19 protein-coding genes and 2 pseudogenes are annotated in these 17700 nt (G+C 71.4%); 7 read left to right on the forward strand and 14 right to left on the reverse strand.

The annotated features are described in order from the left end of the window. Positions 1-30: 30 nt before the first annotated feature. The 3 genes and pseudogenes from ACFV6X_RS05475 to ACFV6X_RS05485 all read right to left on the reverse strand — a co-directional run. Positions 31-315, reverse strand: a pseudogene (locus ACFV6X_RS05475) (hypothetical protein); the annotation flags it as partial. Positions 316-494: 179 nt separating this feature from the next. Beyond that, positions 495-1514 (reverse strand): asparaginase, encoded by a 1020-nt coding sequence (locus tag ACFV6X_RS05480; protein WP_385378151.1) that lies wholly within the window; start codon positions 1512-1514, stop codon positions 495-497. A gap of 53 nt (positions 1515-1567) precedes the next feature. Then, positions 1568-2245, reverse strand: a complete 678-nt coding sequence (locus ACFV6X_RS05485; RefSeq protein ID WP_385378154.1) for a FadR/GntR family transcriptional regulator — start codon at positions 2243-2245, stop codon at positions 1568-1570. A 208-nt stretch (positions 2246-2453) separates the two neighbouring features. Between ACFV6X_RS05485 and ACFV6X_RS05490 the strand changes: the two genes are divergently transcribed. Further along, a complete protein-coding gene (locus ACFV6X_RS05490; RefSeq protein ID WP_385378011.1) occupies positions 2454-3515 on the forward strand; it encodes a fatty acid desaturase family protein in 1062 nt (353 codons plus the stop codon). Positions 3516-3563: 48 nt separating this feature from the next. Here ACFV6X_RS05490 and crcB read toward each other — a convergent pair whose 3' ends face one another. The 5 genes from crcB to ACFV6X_RS05515 all read right to left on the reverse strand — a co-directional run bounded on the left by crcB (position 3564) and on the right by ACFV6X_RS05515 (position 6047). Next, positions 3564-3938, reverse strand: coding sequence for a fluoride efflux transporter CrcB (crcB, locus tag ACFV6X_RS05495; RefSeq protein ID WP_385378014.1), 375 nt, complete (start codon positions 3936-3938; stop codon positions 3564-3566). Next, a complete protein-coding gene (locus ACFV6X_RS05500; protein WP_385378017.1) occupies positions 3935-4114 on the reverse strand; it encodes a hypothetical protein in 180 nt (59 codons plus the stop codon). The genes crcB and ACFV6X_RS05500 overlap by 4 nt, the downstream gene beginning before the upstream one ends. Next, a complete protein-coding gene (locus tag ACFV6X_RS05505) occupies positions 4111-4572 on the reverse strand; it encodes a fluoride efflux transporter FluC (protein WP_385378020.1) in 462 nt (153 codons plus the stop codon). Before ACFV6X_RS05505 ends, ACFV6X_RS05500 begins: the two co-directional genes overlap by 4 nt. A gap of 162 nt (positions 4573-4734) precedes the next feature. Continuing rightward, positions 4735-5697: an SMP-30/gluconolactonase/LRE family protein gene (locus ACFV6X_RS05510; RefSeq protein ID WP_385378023.1), complete on the reverse strand. Its 963-nt coding sequence runs from the start codon at positions 5695-5697 to the stop codon at positions 4735-4737. A gap of 62 nt (positions 5698-5759) precedes the next feature. Continuing rightward, positions 5760-6047, reverse strand: a complete 288-nt coding sequence (locus ACFV6X_RS05515; protein ID WP_385378026.1) for an ArsR family transcriptional regulator — start codon at positions 6045-6047, stop codon at positions 5760-5762. Positions 6048-6141: 94 nt separating this feature from the next. Between ACFV6X_RS05515 and ACFV6X_RS05520 the strand changes: the two are divergent. Continuing rightward, a pseudogene (locus ACFV6X_RS05520) lies at positions 6142-6371 on the forward strand (LacI family transcriptional regulator); the annotation flags it as partial. Positions 6372-6414: 43 nt separating this feature from the next. Here the strand turns inward: ACFV6X_RS05520 and ACFV6X_RS05525 are convergent. After that, positions 6415-7470, reverse strand: a complete 1056-nt coding sequence (locus ACFV6X_RS05525; RefSeq protein WP_385378156.1) for an IS630 family transposase — start codon at positions 7468-7470, stop codon at positions 6415-6417. 125 nt (positions 7471-7595) lie between these two features. Here ACFV6X_RS05525 and ACFV6X_RS05530 point away from each other — a divergent pair, with 125 nt between their 5' ends. Next, a complete protein-coding gene (locus ACFV6X_RS05530; RefSeq protein WP_365454639.1) occupies positions 7596-7985 on the forward strand; it encodes a MarR family transcriptional regulator in 390 nt (129 codons plus the stop codon). 118 nt (positions 7986-8103) lie between these two features. Beyond that, positions 8104-8373 (forward strand): hypothetical protein, encoded by a 270-nt coding sequence (locus ACFV6X_RS05535; RefSeq protein ID WP_385378028.1) that lies wholly within the window; start codon positions 8104-8106, stop codon positions 8371-8373. Between the two features lie 13 nt (positions 8374-8386). Here ACFV6X_RS05535 and ACFV6X_RS05540 read toward each other — a convergent pair whose 3' ends face one another. From ACFV6X_RS05540 to ACFV6X_RS05555, 4 genes are all read right to left on the reverse strand, one after another. After that, on the reverse strand, positions 8387-9202 hold the full coding sequence (locus tag ACFV6X_RS05540) for an MBL fold metallo-hydrolase (protein ID WP_385378031.1): 816 nt from the start codon (positions 9200-9202) through the stop codon (positions 8387-8389). 164 nt (positions 9203-9366) lie between these two features. Continuing rightward, a complete protein-coding gene (locus tag ACFV6X_RS05545) occupies positions 9367-9774 on the reverse strand; it encodes an SseB family protein (RefSeq protein ID WP_385378034.1) in 408 nt (135 codons plus the stop codon). Positions 9775-10680: 906 nt separating this feature from the next. After that, the gene (locus ACFV6X_RS05550) at positions 10681-12747 is read right to left on the reverse strand and encodes a discoidin domain-containing protein (RefSeq protein ID WP_385378037.1); all 2067 of its coding nucleotides are present in this window, start codon (positions 12745-12747) and stop codon (positions 10681-10683) included. 224 nt (positions 12748-12971) lie between these two features. Beyond that, the gene (locus ACFV6X_RS05555; RefSeq protein WP_385378039.1) at positions 12972-13622 is read right to left on the reverse strand and encodes a DUF4360 domain-containing protein; all 651 of its coding nucleotides are present in this window, start codon (positions 13620-13622) and stop codon (positions 12972-12974) included. A 326-nt stretch (positions 13623-13948) separates the two neighbouring features. Between ACFV6X_RS05555 and ACFV6X_RS05560 the strand changes: the two genes are divergently transcribed. Continuing rightward, positions 13949-14401: a DUF6174 domain-containing protein gene (locus tag ACFV6X_RS05560; protein WP_385378041.1), complete on the forward strand. Its 453-nt coding sequence runs from the start codon at positions 13949-13951 to the stop codon at positions 14399-14401. A gap of 19 nt (positions 14402-14420) precedes the next feature. Here the strand turns inward: ACFV6X_RS05560 and ACFV6X_RS05565 are convergent, their stop codons facing one another. Continuing rightward, positions 14421-14864, reverse strand: a complete 444-nt coding sequence (locus tag ACFV6X_RS05565; RefSeq protein ID WP_385378044.1) for a hypothetical protein — start codon at positions 14862-14864, stop codon at positions 14421-14423. Between the two features lie 254 nt (positions 14865-15118). Between ACFV6X_RS05565 and ACFV6X_RS05570 the strand changes: the two genes are divergently transcribed. Both ACFV6X_RS05570 and ACFV6X_RS05575 read left to right on the forward strand, forming a co-directional pair. Then, positions 15119-16705: an ABC transporter substrate-binding protein gene (locus tag ACFV6X_RS05570; protein ID WP_385378047.1), complete on the forward strand. Its 1587-nt coding sequence runs from the start codon at positions 15119-15121 to the stop codon at positions 16703-16705. 20 nt (positions 16706-16725) lie between these two features. Next, the gene (locus ACFV6X_RS05575) at positions 16726-17694 is read left to right on the forward strand and encodes an ABC transporter permease (protein ID WP_385378050.1); all 969 of its coding nucleotides are present in this window, start codon (positions 16726-16728) and stop codon (positions 17692-17694) included. Positions 17695-17700 lie beyond the last annotated feature (6 nt).

Consider the following 17700-nt stretch of genomic DNA (forward strand, 5'->3'; position numbering starts at 1 on the left):
TCCGCTCCGGTCCCGGTGCGCACCCGCAGGTCAGACCGTGGGTGAGCCGGTGCCCGCGAGGACCTCCGGCCTCAGCAGCGCCGCGAGCCGCTCGGGCGGCAGCAGGCCCTTCTCCAGCATCATGCCGGGCAAGGTCGACCCGGTGACCGCCGAGGTCGTCAACCAGGTCTGCACCGGCGGCAGTTTGAACTCGCCGAAGCCCGCGCGCGGCCAGAAGGACAGCAGGCGCGGGTCGTTGCAGCTCTTCGAGAGCTTGACGGCGATCCGCTTGAGCACGCCGGACATCTGCACGAACGCGCCGCAGTCCTGATCGGCGTACCGGTGATGGGAAAGTTCTCCGTGGCACGCAGGGTGTGGATGCCCCAACATGGCTGTAGGGCACCCTCTTTCAAAGACGAACAGGGCACACGCCCGCAGGGCCCCCAGGGGCGCGGGGGACTGTGCCACCAGCGACACACGACCCGCGGCCAGGGGCGGACCCGGGCCGCCGAGTGTCAGGCGGAAGCCGAGAGCACCAGCGGATCCAGCGCAGGCACCGCACGCACCGCCCCCACCGGCTTCCCGCCGCCCAGCAACGGCTCGCCCGCGAACTCGGTGAGCAGGCCCGGGTCCACCCCGGCGCGCGCCAGCGCGGCGGCGGCCACCGGGACACGCGCCCGGCTCGCACCGTCGGCGATCTTCACGGCGACGGCCCGCCCGTCGGGCAGCGCCGCGACCTGCACGCCCTCGAAGCCGTCCTTGGCGAGCAGCCCGGGCACCGCCCGCATCAGCGCGGCCACGTCCCGACCGGAGCCGGAGGCCATCTCGGCGTGCTCGCGCATCGCGTCGGCGACCCGCGCCTCGGGGGTGCCGGGCCCGGCGGTCAGGAGCCGCGAGGCGGCGCGCGCCAGACCGTGCAGGGAGACGGAGAACAGCGGCGCGCCGCAGCCGTCGACGGTCACCTGCGCGACGCGCCGGCCGGTGAGGTCCTCGACGATCTCGGCGATGGCCTGCTGGAGGGGGTGGGCGGGGTCGAGGTAGTCGTCGAGGGACCAGCCGTTGAGCTTGGCCGTCCAGAGCATGGCGGCGTGCTTGCCGGAGCAGTTCTGCGCGAGCCGGGAGGGCGTACGGCCCTCGCGCACCCAGGCGTCCCGCACCACCGGATCGAGCGGCATGTCGGGCACGTTGCGCAGGTCGCTCTCGGCGAGCCGGGCGAGCTCCAGGATGCGCCGCGTGCCGGCGAGGTGGCGTTCCTCGCCGGAGTGGCTGGCGGCGGCGAGGGAGAGCAGCTCGCCGTCGAGCGGCAGCCCGGCACGCACCATGGCCGCGGCCTGGAGGGGCTTGAGCGCGGAGCGCGGGTAGAACGCCGCCTCGATGTCGCCGAGCTGGAACTCGACCTCGCCGTCCGCGCCGAGGACGACGACGGAGCCGTAGTGGACGCCCTCCACGATCCCGGCGCGTATGAGCTGGGCGACGGGGGCGTGGCGGGGCTCCCGGACGAGGGGCGCGTCGACGACGGAGCCGTAGTGCACCATCGACTCGTTCTCCTTCACTTTCACTGCGGGGCCGAGGTGGACCGGTTCACGGGTCACGCGTCGGTTCCGCCTTCCGTGGGGGTGTCCGCGCGCGCGGGGCGCACGATGTCGGTCAGGGTGGTCTCGACCCGGTCCAGGTGGTGGGACATGGCCTCGATCGCGTCCTGCTGGATACCTTCGGTCAGCGCCTCGACGATGGCCCGGTGCTCGCGGTCGGACTGCTCTCGCCGGCCGCCGAGCTCGTTCAGGAAGGCCGACTGGCGGGCCAGCGCGTCCCGGATCTCCTCGATGACCCGGCGGAACACCGGGTTCTGCGCGGCCTCGGCCACGGCCAGGTGGAAGACGGTGTCCATCGCGACCCACGCGGTGGTGTCCGTCTCCCGCTCCATCCGGTCCAGGAGGTGGGTCAGACGGTCGAGGTTCTCCGGGGTGCGGCGCAGCGCCGCGTACCCGGCGACGGGGATCTCGACGTGGCGGCGCACCTCCAGCAGGTCGCTGGCCGAGTAGTCGCCGAAGGTGGGGTCCTCGACGCTGCCGGCGACGACGAAGGTGCCCTTGCCGGTCTTGGCGACGGTCAGCCCCATCGTCTGCAGGGCACGCAGAGCTTCCCGCAGCACGGGCCGGGAGACTTCGAGCGTGCGGCAGAGCTCCGCCTCGGAGGGGAGCTTGTCGCCGATCGCGTACTCACCACGCTCGATGGCGCCACGGAGGTGGGTGAGCACCGCTTCCATCGCGCTGACGCGCCGCGGGCCGACTCCAGCTGTCTGGCTGTCTGACAGGTTCACAGGGTTGATACTCCGATCCGCCCGCCGATCATGTCAAGCGCGGCCAGGTGGCCTGACGTGCGGGAACCCCCGTAGCGGCAGGGGGGCCACCTACACCCCACCTCGGGGGCCCACGCCATTCTGCTGCCGGCAATGCATTCAGATACTCAAGGACATGACGCAACCAGTGGTGCTTCCGAGGAACTCGTCCACGCGTGAAGGAAAGGGCGACCGACGCGAGGGAAGCGACTTTTCCGAACTGTCCCGCCGGATAACCGAGGCGGGGCTTCTGCGGCGCCGTCCGCTGTATTACACCGTGCGTTTCGGAGCGGTGGCCCTCGCTCTGGCGGGAGGTACGGGGGCGTTTCTCATGGTCGGGAACAGCTGGAGTCAGCTGATCGTGGCCGCGTTCCTGGCCGTGGTCTTCGGCCAGCTCGGGCTCGCGGCCCACGACCTCGCACACCGGCAGGTCTTCTCCCGTCGCCGCCCCAGTGAGGCCGGCGGTCTGCTGGTCGCCGATCTGCTGCTGGGCATGAGCTACGGCTGGTGGATGAACAAGCACACCCGGCACCACGCGAATCCCAATCACGAGGGAAAGGACCCGGACGTCTCCCCCGACATCCTGGTGTGGTCACGGCGGCAGGCACGGAAGGCGAAAGGGCTGCCCCGTTTCGTCGGAAAGCACCAGGCCGCGCTCTTCTTTCCGCTGCTCACCCTGGAAGGGCTGAATCTGAGCTTCAGCAGCTTCAAGGCACTGCGCGATCCGTCGATGAAACGACCCGTTCTCGAGGGGGCGCTGCTGGTCGTCCATTTCGTGCTGTACTTCGGCGCCCTGTTCACCGTCCTCTCCCCCGCCAAGGCGCTCGCGTTCGTCGCCGTCCACCAGGGCCTGTTCGGGATCTGTCTCGGCTCGGTCTTCGCCCCCAACCACAAGGGGATGCCGATGATCGAGGAGGGGACGCGGCTGGACTTCCTGCGCCGCCAGGTCCTCACCTCGCGCAACGTCCGGGGCGGCGCGCTCGTCGACGCCTTCATGGGCGGGCTCAACTACCAGATCGAGCACCACCTCTTCCCCAGCATGCCGACGCCGGCGCTCGGCAGGGCCCAGATCATCACTGAGCGGTACTGCGCCGAGCTGGGCATCCCGTACCACCAGACGGGTCTGCTGGCCTCGCACCGGGAGGCGCTGCTTCATCTCAGAAGCGTCGGGGAGCCGCTGCGCGGGGCCGGTGGCTGACACCTCGCCGGGGGTGGGCGGAGGGCCTTCGTCTCCGCCCACCGTCCCCTACGACCACACCGCCGTGCCGATCGCCGCCCCCGCGAACGCCGCGCCGAGACCCGCGACCACGCTGCCCACGACGTTGACCACGGCGAAGAGCCTCTCTCCCGTCTCGGCCAGCCGCAAGGTCTCGTACGAGAAGGTCGAGTACGTGGTCAGCGCCCCGCACAGGCCCGTGCCGAGCAGCAGCTGCAGGTGGGAACTCGCGGCGCCGGCGGCTGCCGCGCCGGCCAGCAGGCCGAGGACCGCACAGCCGACGACGTTGACCGTGAAGGTGCCCCAGGGGAAGACGGAGTCGTGCCGGGACCGCACCGCCCGGTCGGTGAGATAGCGCAGCGGGGCGCCGACCATGGCGCCCACGACGACCAGCAGCCAGTTCACGAGGCCTGCCCGCCCTTCGGGCCGGGTGCGCCCCGGCCGGCGTACCTGATGACCTCGCGGTCTCGACGGATCACGAGCCCCTCGGCCACCGGCGGGTCCTCGCTCCCGGACGACAGCCGGGAGGTCTCTTGGACGCGGACGGTCACGCGGGTGGCGTCGCCGGTGAGTCGGGTCATCGCCGCCTCCAGGTCAGGAAACGGCGGGTCACGGTCACCCCGGCCCAGACGGCGGCGAGCGCCACCACGACGGTGGTGGCCAGGTAGACCGCCGCGGTACCCAGGTGGCCGGAGCCGGCCAGCCGCTGGAAGTCGACCGCGTACGTCGAGAAGGTGGTGAAGCCTCCGAGCACCCCGGTGCCGAAGAAGGGGCGGGCCAGGCGGGGCGCGGCCCGGAGCTCGGTGACGAGCACCATGAACACGCCGATCGCCGCGCAGCCGACGGCATTGACCCAGAAGGTCGACCAGGGGAATCCGCCCGTCGGCGCGGGCCACCACAGGGCGGCCGCGTACCGGGCCGTCGCGCCGAGCGCGCCACCGACGGCGACCACCGCGACGACGGGCACCTCGGCCCGCCAGCCGGTCCGTCGTGGCGGACGCGTGCCCGGAGGGAGGCTCTCGGTCTCCGGGGATGTCATGGCCGTACGTCTCCTGCTCGCCGGGGCCCGGACACACGGGCACCTGCCTTCGCGAACAGGGACCGTTGGCGGCACCGATGCCACGGTTCGGGTACGGCGGGCCCCACCGCCGCGCCGCGGGCACGCGACCGCAGTCAGGCTAACTCCGTGGCCGCGCCCCCGTCACTTCGGCGCCGGCGCCTCGGACACGGCGACGCCGCGTTCGCGGACACTGCCCATGACCAGCAGTCCGCCCGCCTCGCAGACGCTGGTGACCATGCGGAAGCCGGGGCGGCGGTGGGTGAGGTGATGGACGATGTCGCCGTCGTCGTCGAACGCCAGGACGGCGCCCTGGGCCGGTGGGCGGAGGGGGGCGTGCACGGCCGTCCGGGCCGCGGCGCGGCGTACGGCGGCGGGCGCGCGGTGCAGCAGGTCGAGGGCGGCGAGGCGCGGGCCGGCCAGCGCCACCCAGAACGGGCCGTCGAGGCCGCCGCGCCAGATGTTGTCGGGCATGCCCGGCAGGTCCTCCGCGAAGGGTTCGTGCTGCCCGGCGCGTGGGCCGGTGAGCCAGTAGCGGGTGAGACGGCACGCGCTGGTCTCGGCGACGACCAGGAACGAGCCGTCCCGGCTCACGGTGAGGCCGTTCGCGAACTGCAGGTCCTCCAGCAGTACTTCGGGCCGCTCGCTGCCGGGTTCCAGCCGCAACAACCGGCCCGTGCCGGTCTGTTCGACCACCTCGCCGATCCAGTGCTCCAGCGGATGGCGGCGGCTGGAGACGGTGAAGCAGACGCTGCCGTCCGGCAGGGTGACCGCGTTGCTGCAGAACCGCAGCGGCTCCCCCGCCACCGAGTCGGCGAGGACGCGAACGGTGCCTTGGGTGAGATCGGCGCGCAGCAGCCCGCGTTCGGCGTCGCAGACCAACAGGGCGCCGTCGGGGAGGAGTTCGAGGCCGAGCGGACGGCCGCCGGTCTCCGCCACGGTCACGACCCGGGTCGCCGCGGGATCGGCCAGGCCGTCCAGACGCAGGATGCGGCCGTCATCGACGCCGGTCAGCACGCGGCCCTGGACGTCGACGACGACGTCCTCCGGGCCGCGCGCGCCGATGTCGACATAGCGGAGCGGCACCAAAGGCGTGGGGGTGTGCATGAGCGGCTTCCCTTCGCGGTCGGAGGTGTGACCCCCGCTGGCTACCCGCTGCGACCCCCGCGCTACCAGCCCTTCTCGAAGATCCGGGCCACCTCGGCGATCCGGACCTCGTCACGGCGGTAGTGGACACGGCGCCGGACGCGCTTGGCGCGCAACATGCCGAGGTTCGTGAGGAGGGTGAGGTGGGTGCGGGCCACCGCGCGCGGCACACCGAGCTTCGCGGCCACGGCGTCGGCGCAGACTCCGTCGGTGACGAGGTCGGCGTGCCGCTGGCGCGGGAAGTGGGCGACCGGATCCTTGAGCCATTCCAGGATGCGCAGGCGGGCGTCGCCGGCGGGAGTCCTCAGCATCGCGTCCCCCTCGTTCCGGACCCTCTACGTGGCGTTTCCCCCCTGGGGCGCCGGGCAAGCCGCCGCATCCGGCACACCGCCGGAGTTGACCGGGATCGAACGGGCCTTCGACTCGATATCGCGGGCATCGGCCGTCGTCCTGATGGCGCAGGGCGTCCACACGGTGCTGCGACGGGCGGGGCGCCAGGTACCGCAGGACGTGGTGGCCGGCGGCTTCGACGACTCGCCCGCCGCGGTCGGTGGGTACTGCTCGCCCGGAACGGCGGGAAGGGTCCGGCGGCGGTGATCCTGCCCACGGAGCTGGTGAGGCGCGAGTCGACCTAGGTCCGGGCCCCCGCCCGCCGCCTCCCCAGCTCTTGCACACGCACTAGTCTTCCGAGTCGGGAATTCTGTTCAGATAACTGGCGAGGCGTTTTAGGATCTCGTCCGCGGTCTTCGTCCAGACGTAGGGCTTGGGGTCGGTGTTCCAGGCGGCGATCCAGGCGCGGATGTCCTTCTCCAGGGCCTGGACGCTTTTGTGGACCCCGCGTCGTATCTGTTTGTTTGTCAGCTCCGCGAACCACCGCTCGACCAGGTTGAGCCAGGACGATCCAGTGGGTGTGAAATGCAGGTGGAAGCGGGGGTGGGCCAGCAGCCAGGTCTTGATGGCGGGGGTCTTGTGGGTGGCGTAGTTGTCCAGGACCAGGTGGACGTCCAGGCCCGCCGGGATCTCCTGATCGAGTTTGATCAGGAACTTCTTGAACTCCTCGGCCCGGTGCCGGCGGTGCAGGGAGCCGATCACCTTGCCCGTGGCCACCTCGAGTGCGGCGAACAGCGTGGTGGTACCCGCCCGCACGTAGTCGTGGGTGACCCGCTGCGGGACCCCGGGCATCATCGGCAGCACCGGCTGCGAACGGTCGAGTGCCTGGATCTGGCTCTTCTCGTCGACGCAGAACACCAGCGCCCGCTCGGGCGGGTCGAGGTAAAGGCCGACGACGTCGTGGACCTTGTCGACGAAGTACGGGTCCGTCGACAGCTTGAATGTCTCCGAGCGATGCGGCTGCAGCCCGAAAGCCCGCCAGATCCGCGACACGGACGACTGCGACAGCCCCATCTCCTTGGCCATCGCCCGTGTCGACCAGTGCGTGGCATTCTTCGGCGTCGACTCCAGCGTCTTGGTGACCACCGCGGCGACCTGCTCATCGGTGACCGTCCGGGGGCCGCCCGATCGCGGCATGTCGCCCAGGCCGGCGATCCGGTGCTCGACAAACCGCTTCCGCCACCGGCCGACCGCATGCGGAGTGGAGTGCACCTGCGCGGCCACGTCCTTGTTCGATGCGCCGGTGGCGCAGGCCAGGATGATCCGGCACCGCAAAGCCCACGCCTGTGGTGTGGAGCGGCGCCGCACCCATCCCTCCAGCGCAGACCGTTCCTCATCCGACAGGTTAACTCGGCCTTCGGCCGCCCAGTACGTGCCACCAGGCAACCCTACACATCTGAACGGAATTCCCGACTCAGAAGACTAGTTGTATCTTCAATAAATGGCCGGATCGGTGTTACCGTGCGGACATGGCAGCGAACACGGTCGGCACCGGTCTGGAGCAGCGGTGGCGGGACATCCTGTCGGTGCACGCCCGCACGATGGGGGAGATCGACCGCGCGCTCCATCCGCACGGGCTCGGCGCGAGCGACTTCGAGGTGCTGGACATCCTCGTGGCCGAGACACCCGAGGCGGGCGACCACTGCCGGGTGCAGAACCTGGTCGGCCGGGTGCACCTCAGTCAGAGCGCCCTCTCCCGCCTCATCGGCCGGCTGGAGAAGGACGGACTGGTCGAGCGCAACGTCTGCCCGGAGGACCGGCGGGGTGTGTGGGTCTCCCTGACCGACAAGGGCCGCGCCCTGCACGCCGAGGTGCTGCCGCTGCAGCGGGCGGCCCTGCGGCGGACGCTGACCGGCTGAGCCGGACGGGCACTCTTCCCCCTGATGGGGGGCCACCGCTGGGGTACCTGGTCGTGACGGGCTCCGAGCCTCGGGAAAGCTGCCCACACCGGGCCACCGAACACGAGAGGTGCCGAACATGACCGACTCCGACCCGACCGCACTCACGCTGCTGAGGGAGCGGGCCGACAGCGGCGACCCCGACGCGATCGACGAGCTGGTCGAGCTCGCCGGCGAACGGGGGGACCTGGACGAGCTGCGCCGCCTCGCCGACCGGGGCAGCAGCGCCGCGACCGACCAGCTGATCGAGGTCGCCACCGTGCAGGGCAACCTGGACGAGCTGCGCCGACTGGCCGACGCGGGCAACGCCACCGCCGCCGACCAGTTGCTGGAGCTCACCACCGAGTGACGGCCGCGGCGGATCACAGCACGAACTCGGCCCCGTCCGCGAGGACCTCGACACCCGCCTCGCCCGCCTGCGCACGGGCCGCCGAGGCTGGATCGAGCAGAGGGCTCGCGTCGTCGAGGCGGGTGGGGACACGGCGGAGCCCCGGCGGCGTCCCGGGAGCGGTCGGGGCCTTGCCGGCCGTCGTGAAGCCGCTTCCGTCCAGCAGCGCGCAGTCCGCGCCCGCGAGCAGCTCGTCCGGCTCCGCGCCCGGGGCGGCCAGGCGGGGCGCGTAGACGAGGACACCGCCGGTGGCCAGATCCTCGATGCGGTACGCCGTCACCCAGCTCTCGTGCGCCGTGCGCCGTGGCAGATACGACGGCGCCGACGTCCCGACGGGGTGCGCGGTGACGACCAGGCCCCCGGAGAGCACGAAGCCGCCGTCGGTGAGGCTGTCGCACCACTCCCAGGGCTCGTACCGGTCGACCATGGCGCGGGCGGGGGTGAGCGCGGCGAGGACCGGTGGCGCGGCGTACACCTTCAGGCCCGGACCTCCGCGCAGCTCCGTCAGCCCCGACACGTGCTCGGGTTCGGCGTCCGTCAGCAGCACGCCCCGCACCGGTGTGGACCGGGGCCCGGGCGCCGGCCAGAGCGCGGAGGTGGCGGTGAGCTGGGCGCGGATGTCCGGCGAGGCGTTGAGCAACCACCAGTCCCGGGAGTTGCCGGTGACGGCCGCCGCTTCCTGGGTCCGGGAGGGCAGCTTGCCGTCACGGGCGGCGGCGCACGGTGCGCAGCCGCAGTTCCACCGCGGGAAGCCGCCTCCGGCCGCGGTGCCGAGCAGGACGACCCTCAAGACGACCCCCGACGTTCCTTGGCTGCGGATCCTTTCGCTGAGATCTTCCCGCCGCGCGGGGCGCGACCACCCCCGCGCGGGGCTGAATTCCGGCCGACCTCGGCATACGTCGGTGGGGCGGATCCCGCGTGACGTGGGCGTTCACCCGAGGTGAACGCCCGGGCTCAGTGCTGCGGCCGGGCCAGCAGGGCCCGTACCCCGTCCGAGGTGAGCGTCAGACCGTGCGACGAACTGCCGTCGATGGTGAGGGACAGGTCGTCGGAGGGCCACTGCGAGGCCAGGGCGCCGAGCGGCACGAGGCGGTACCGGGAGACGAACGGAAGCAGCTCCGCCATCTCCAGCTCGGAGGTGAACACGGGCACCACCGGCCGCCCGTCCGGTTCCTCCAGCACGGGCAGCGCCACCGCGCCCGGGTCGGCGGCCTCCTCCTCCACGGCGTCGTCCGGCACGGGGATCAGCACGTCGCTGCTGGCGAGCGTGTTCAGCGCCGCCTCGTCCTCGGTGTTCACGACGAGCGCGTCCAGCGCCCGCTGGGCCGGTGTGGGGGTCGGGTCGTTCGCGGGTGTCTCCATGGCGGATTCCCTGATCGTGGGGTTCGGGGGGCCCGCCCGGGCCAAGATCGGTCTCCGGTGCGGCCCTCGACGCGTACCCCGGCGGGGCGCGGACCATGCCCCGCCGGGTCGAGGAATCCTGGGTGCGGCCGTGCCGCCCTGCCGCTGCGCGCGGGCGGTACGCACGCCAAAGTGGGCCGCGGCACCGTGCACTCCCGTCGGCGGAGAGCAGCAGCGCGTGGTCGGGCGAGGGCCGGCCCGGCGAGGAGGTACGGCCACCTCGCGGGCGCCGAGCCCGTCCGCGACGGTCACCGTGGTGCCGTCCCCCTGGACGCGGAGCACCACGCCCGAGCGGGGCGTAGCCGACGTGAGGGCGCCCGGCGGCGTCGAGGCCACATACACCGGGTGGGCCGAGCGCCGCGGCGCGGACGGTGGGGTGTCGTCGCGAGCCGGTGGTGATCGGCCGCACACACCGTGCCGCCCAGGCCGATCGCCTCGCCCGTCGCCGGGCCGCCCGGGCTCATCCACCCGGCGAGGGCGCGGCTCCTACCGCTTCGGGTCGCCCCCTGTCACCCCGCCGGCCCGGCCGGCGCCGTAGTCCAGCCGCTGCGCGGTCCTCACCAGCGCGGCGAGAGGGTCACTCGAAGGAGTGCGCGGCACAACCCGGACACCCAGGGTTTTCCGCACACGGAGACGGACCAGCCATCGTGCGGCCGTGATCCCTGTCAACCGTCCTCCCCTTTCCAGCAGTTCGGGGACACCAGCGCCCGGCGGCGCTGTGCGCCAGGGTAATTCGCCACGCCCCGCCACCCTTTCCACCGCGTAGAAATATCCACCGGTACGGGCATGGCGAATCCAATCAGACAGCCGGAAATTCGCACAAGATGCGTGTTTCTCGCGCATGCGTGCGCGGAGGCGCTCCTGTCGTCAGTTGCTGTGGACGCCGACCTCGTACAGCGAGTAGCCCCAGTCGGTGGCCCGGTCCAGTCCCTGGACGCGGACGTACCGGGCGGGTGTCGGGGTGAACCGCGCGGTGTCGAGCCCGCCGTCGCCGGCGGTGGTGGACCAGGCGGTCTTCCAGTTCGTGCCGTCGGTGGAGAGCTCGACGCGGTACGAGTTGCCGTACGCCCGCTCCCAGTCGAGCGTGACACGGCCGACCAGGTGGGTGGAGCCGAGGTCGATCCGCAGCCACTGGTCGTCGTTCCAGTCGCTGGCCCAGCGGGTGTCGCGGGCGCCGTCGACGGCGCGGCCCGGCGCGTAGCTGGTGAAGGGGTTCCACTCCGCCGAACTGGCCGTGGCCGAGGCGCTCGCAGCCAGGTTCACGCCGGCCTGGTGCCGCTCGGACGCTCCCCAGGTGCCGAGGTAGGACTCGGCGCCCCGGAAGAGGTCGTCCACCACACCCTGGCCGCCGACCCTCCGGATGTCCTCGATCCAATCCGGTACGAGGCCGTAGTGCGCGGCGCCGTCGGTGTTGAGGTCCCAGGTGCGTCGGCCGGTGGTCTGCCGGTCGAGGACCGAGCCGCCGTCGACGCTGCGGAACGGGTACTGCACCGGGTTCGGGGCGTCCGCGCCGCGCGGGCCCGGCCAGCCGCCGACGCCGTTCATGTCGGTGCCGTACCCGTAACCCACGCCGTACTTCTCGCGCAGCGCCTCGGTGCGGCCCGCCTCCGCGATGAAGCCCTCGGAGCCGTGCATGTACTGGGCGATGAAGCCGCCGAGGGAGTAGACCCGCTCCGTCCAGTCGAGGTCCATCCAGCTGTGCGAGGACAGCACGCCCGGATACGACTCGGACTCGAAGATGTCGAGGACCCGGCCGGTGGCCTTGACGCTCATGTGGTCGATCTCGAGCATCATCTTGCGTTGCATCATGCCGCGCACGGCGTACTCACCGAGTGCGGTGAGGCCGCGGACGTTGCACTGGGCGTCCGCGTCGTAGGAGGGCACGTCCACCCCGGCCGGGAGTTCCTTCTCGGCCGCGGGGGCCGCCGCCCCGCCGACGGGGTTGTCGTGCTGCGGGCCCGTGCACTTCTCCGTCTTCCAGAAGGTGCCGGTCGACAAGAACTGGCCGACGTTGATCGCCGTCCCGAGGGTGCCCGAGTCGAAACGGACGCCGCAGAGCGCGTTGTCGAACTTGTGGCACAGGAACATGCTGCGCACGCCGAGGGCGTACAGCTCGTCGAGGCCCTTGTCGATGTCCTCCTTGCTGCACTGCGCGATGTCCAGGACCTGCTTGCAGCCGAAGGGTTCGGAGGTCTCGACGCCCAGGATGACCGCCAGTTTGCCCTGCTCGATGACCTGCCGGGCCTGCGCGCTGTCGGTGACGATCCGGAACCAGCCCTTGCCGGGCCCGCCGTACATCTTGTCGACGTAGGCCTGGAGGTCGTACGTCAGCTTGGCCTGCAGCCGGATCGACGTCATCTCGTCGCAGCTGCGGTCCTTGAAGAAGTACACCGAGCAGATCACGCCGTTGGTGACGAGGTCGTTGACCATGACGCGCTGGCCGCCCCGCCAGGCGCGCTCCACCCAGGCGTAGTAGTTCTGCTGGTGGGTCAGCGAGTCGTGCGCGGGCCAGTCCTTGAACGTGGGCCAGCCCACCGGGTCGTGCTTGCCGTCACCGCCGTTGGTGATGAAGTCGAAGATGGCGAGCGAGCCGTCGGGATAGTGCTCGGGGCAGTCCTTGAGGGCGTCGGCGACGCCGGCCTCGGAGAAGGTCTTGCCGCAGATGAGCCGTCCGCCGAACGCCTCGTTGGAGAACATGTGGTTGTGCGCGTCGACGAAGCCGCGCACCTTGCCCTGGGCGTCGGTGCCGGTGAACGGCTCGCCGGTGACGTTGATCTGGGAGTCCGGGGCGGGCCGTGCGTCGGGGTTCCACCAGTCGGTCCCGGCGGCCGAACTCGGCGCGGGGCCGAGGACGGTGGCGAGCACGAGGAGCAGCAGCGACACGACGGTGACGTGCCTGCGGCGGCGGTTCGGGCTTCGTGGAGCCAGGGTCATTACCCACGTCCCTCGGTCGGCGGGATGGCACGGTCGCCAGGGCCCTTCTGGGGCCGCTACTGACGGGTTGTCATGAACGGCGCGAGATATGCGTCGAGGATGGCCAGCGGTGCATAGGACGTCAAGGGCCGCGCATGGTGCAGCTGTTGGGCAGTACCGGTACTCCCGTGCCCCGGTCCGCCGGACGTCTCGGCGCACCGGGGCACGGACCGATGTCCGTCAGGTCAGCTGTCGGGACACTCCTTCCAGGCGAGGTGGTAGATGGTGCTGATGTCCCCGTCGGTCGAGTCCATCGTCATGAAGCTGGTCTCGGCCGGGTTGGAGCTGCCCGCGCTGACCCGCAGCTCGGTGTTGATGTTGAAGTTGCGCTGGACGCCGCAGGGCGCCCAGACCAGCTGGGCCCAGTCGGTGGTGTCGGTGGCCTGCCAGTTGTCGTTGTAGGGGCCGCGGAAGGGGTGGCTTCTGAACTCCGTGTTCGAGGAGCCCTGGAAGTAGTACGAGGCCCGCTGGACGCTGCTCGCGCCCCGCTGGAGGGCCGCGAAGCCGCGGTAGTCGGCGCTGGCGACGGCGTACGTGAAGCCCTGCGGCACATGGACGATCAGGTTGAGCTGGCAGTTCTTGCGGAACGCGGTGGGGTCGGAGCCGCCACCGACCTGGGCGAGGTACTCGCTGTAGGTCACCGTGAAGGCCGTGTTGTCCGGCGAGACGGCGACGGCGGCGGTGCCCTGCGGGCAGCCGGAGCCGTTGACGGTGGCGACCTTGATGACGATGCGGTCCGGGGGCGGGTCGACGATGCCGGTCGACGGGCCCTGCGCGGGTACCGCCGTGGCGAGCAGCGCACCGATCGCGCTGCTCATGAGCAGGCCAGCAGCCATGGTTCTCCCATCTGTGCTTCTTCGAGGCCTGGGTGCGGCCCCTGAGCGGGGGGGGTGGCAACCACGATGGTTTAGTCATGAACATGACAAAGTTGCACCTGTTCATGGCGAACCGATCGCGCCCCCGACCCCCGGGAGGCACCTGTGAAGACGCCGTGAAGGTCGGGAGCGCTCGCATCGTAGGGGCCCTGCCGTCCGGGCGGCCAGGGCTGGATCCGGACATCCCCGCCGGCCGGTCCCGAACCGCCCCCGCTTCGCACGCGAACGTTCCGGGACCGGCCGGCGTCATAGCGGTAGCCGCCCAAGAGGTCGAAGGGACTGCCGCCATGACGAGTGCACGCCTCTGCAACCGTGCCGTGTTCGCTCCCGCACTGATCGCCGGGCTGATGTGCGCGACCGCCGCCTGCGGCAGCGGCACCTCACAGAGCGCGGCGACCTGGGAGGAACCCTCCTCGTACAGCTACACGCTCCGGTCGACCGAAGGCGAGCGGGCGTTGATCGGGACGTTCCGTGTGAGCGTCGAGGACGGCGAGGTCGCGACGGCGGCCGGCCTGGACGACAGCGGACGGCGGGTGGTCGAGCAGAACCTCGACGCGGTGCCCACCATCGGCGAGTTGCTGGACGAACTCGATCAAGCCCGGCAGGACGGCGCGGACACGGCCGAGATCGAGTACGCGACGGACGGGCATCCGCGGCGCATCATCCTCGACCGGGACGAGCGGGCCATCGACGACGAGGCGGTGTACGTCATCAGCGCGTACCAGCCGGACGCCCGGTGAGATGAGGTGCTGAGGGCCGCTACGGCGTACCCGGGGTCGGACCCATCCCCCGCAGCTGCTGGACTGTCCCGCCGAGCCGCGCGCGGAACGACTCCAGCATCTCCGGCTTCGCACTGACCACCCAGCGCGAACCGACGAGATACTTCCCCCCGTACACACTGGCCTCGTCCAGCCACGTCTGCTTGAACCGCTCCTCGGGGAACGTGGTGATGAGGTAGTCGGCCTTCTCGGTGTGACACAGGCCCTGGCGCAGCTCGTCCGCGTCGACACGGATCTTCGCCTTGCAGCCGGTCAGGCCGGCGATCACCTCCACCTTGGCCGGCGCGACGACTCCGGCCGCCGGGGCGGCGGACACCTGGGACGGCCTGCCGTCCCCGGCCGCCCGGTCGGCACCGCCGCCGCACGCCGTGACCAGGGGAAGCACCAGCAGACCTCCGGCGGCGGCCGCGCGCCTGACGGACACGTGGGGCAGCCTTCGGCCGCTGGTTCCTCGCCAGTGCTGGGGCACTTCGCCTCTCCCTCCGCATGCCGGTGCGGCTGCTGCTCGCACTGGGATACGGAGGGACGGCGGGGGCTGTTCAACGCGCGGGCCGAGAAACCCCCCGCCTCGCCGAACCCGCTCCGATCTGCGGCGACTGACAGCCCGTGCGCATGGGTAGCTCTCCAGTCGCACATAATATGCAAGTACGAACAGCCAGCAATAAGAGTGTGAGGCTCATGACGACCCGTCGAACAAGAGGTGCCGCCGTCGTGGCGGCTATGGCGGCCGGGGTCGCCGCCTGTTCCGCACCCGGCGAGGGTGGCGCCGACCGCAGTTCCGCCGCCTCCGTCGTGATCGGCGTGGGCTCCGAGCCGGACACGCTCAGCCCGCTCCTCGGGTACGGCAAGGACGGCAACTCCAAGATCTTCGACGGGCTGCTCGCCCGGGACGCCGACCTGAAGCTGAAGCCCGCCCTCGCCACGTCGCTCCCCGAGGTCGGCGACGACGGCCTGACCTACACGTACACCCTGCGCGACGGCGTGAAGTTCAGCGACGGGGAGCCGCTGACGCCCGCCGACGTGGTCTTCACCTACCGGACCGTCCTGGACGAGAAGACCAACAACACGGCCAGAAGCGAACTGGACGCCGTCAAGGACGTCCGGGCGAGCGGCGACGACAAGGTCGTCTTCACGCTGAAGTACCCCTACGCGCCCTTCGCCGGGCGCACGGTGCTGCCCATCGTGCCCGAGCACATAGCGGGCGGGCAGGACCCCAACACCGGCTCCTTCAACACGAAGCCGGTCGGCACCGGACCGTACGTGCTCTCCGCCTGGAGCAAGGGCGAGAAGCTCACCTTCAAGGCGAACCCGGACTACTGGGGCGGCGCGCCGAAGGTGAAGACGTTCACCATGGCGGTCATCGGGGACGACAACGTACGCGCCACCCGGCTGCGCTCCGGCGACCTGGACGGCGCGGTCCTGCCGCCGAACCTCGCCGCCACCTTCGAGAAGGACGACGGCGCGAAGTCGTACGAGGCGAGGTCCTACGACTTCCGCGCCGTCACCCTCCCGAGCGCCGGGAAGGTCACCGGCGACCGCGCGATCCGACAGGCGCTGGACGCCGCCGTGGACCGCGAGGCCATGGTCGACAAGATCCTCGACGGCGCGGGCACACCGGCGTACGGGCCGCTGCCCGTCGACGATCCCGCCTTCGCCAAGGACATCGAGCGCCCGCAGGACCTGGACAAGGCCCGGCGGATCCTCGACGCGGCGGGGTGGAAGGCCGGCCGGGACGGCATCCGCGCCAAGGGCGGCCGGCAGGCCGCGTTCACCCTGCTCCACCCCTCCGGCGACAAGGTCCGCCAGGACCACGCCCTCGCCTACGCCTCCGACGCCAAGAAGGCGGGCATCGCCGTGACGGTGGAGAGCGCCACCTGGGAGGTCATCGAGCCGCGGATGAAGGACACCGCGGTCCTCGCGGGCTTCGGCAGCACCGGCGACCCCGACTTCGGCCTCTACACCCTGCTGCACTCCTCGCTCGCCGGCGACGGCTTCAACAACATGGCCCGCTATGACAACCAGACCGTGGACGAGGCGCTGGACACCGGCCGCCGCACCCGGGAACCGGACGAGCGAAAGGCCGCGTACCGGACGGTCCAGCGCGAGCTGGTGAAGGACCCCGGCTACACCTTCCTCACCCACATCGACCACCTCTACGTGCTCGCGGACCGCTGGAACGGGCTGACCACGCAGCTCGAACCGCACGAGCACGGCTTCGCCAGCGGCCCCTGGTGGAACATCGAGGACTGGCAGCCCGCGTCGTGACGCCACCGCCCTGGGGGGCGATGGCACGTCTGGCGGGACGGCGGACCCTGTTCGCCGTCCCCGTGCTGCTCGTCGTGACGTTCGGCGTGTTCGCCATCGCCGCCGCCTCCCCCTTCGACCCCGTCAAGGCGTACGCCGGCACGGCCGCGCTGGGCGCCGACCAGGTGACCCTGGACCGGCTGCGGGACAACCTCGGCGTGGACCGGTCGTTCCCGGCCCGCTGGTGGGAGTGGTTGACCTCCGCCCTCACCGGCGACCTCGGCCACTCCAGCGTGCTGCGGCAGCCGGTGGCCCAGGTGATCGGTGAACGACTGGTGTGGTCCTCGCTGTTGTGCGCCGTCGCGTTCGTCGTGGCCGTGCTCGCGGGGACGGTGCTCGGGGTGCTCGCCGCCCGCCGTCCCGGATCGATGCTCGACCGGGCCGTCACCTCGCTGGCGTACACCTTGGAGGCGGCGCCGGTCTTCTGGATCGCCCTGCTCGCCGTGTGGCTGTTCGCCCTGCAACTCGACGTGCTCCCGGCGGGCGGACTGACCGACACGGCCAGCGAACGGGTCACCCCCGGTCAGGTCGCGAGCCACCTCGTCCTGCCCGCCGGAGTGCTCGCCGTCTCCCAACTCCCCTGGTTCGCCCTGTACGTACGGCAAGGGGTCGGCGACGCGCTGGCGGAGGACCCGGTCCGGGGGGCCCGCGCCCGGGGACTGGGCGAACGCACCGTCCTGCTCGGGCACGCCCTGCGCTCGGGGCTGCTGCCGGTGCTGACCCTGATCGGCTCCCGCGTTCCCGAACTCATCACCGGGGCGCTGCTGGTGGAGAGTGTCTTCAGCTGGCCGGGCATCGCCGCGGCCACCGTCGAGGCGGCCACCGCCGTCGACTTCCCGCTGCTCGCCGCCCTGACCACCCTCGCGACCGCCGCCGTCCTGGTCGGCAACCTCGTCGCGGACCTGCTCTACGGCCTGTTCGACCCGAGGGTGAAACTCAGTGACATGTGACCTTGG

The organism is Streptomyces sp. NPDC059861, assembly GCF_042731435.1.
Lineage (GTDB): Bacteria > Actinomycetota > Actinomycetes > Streptomycetales > Streptomycetaceae > Streptomyces.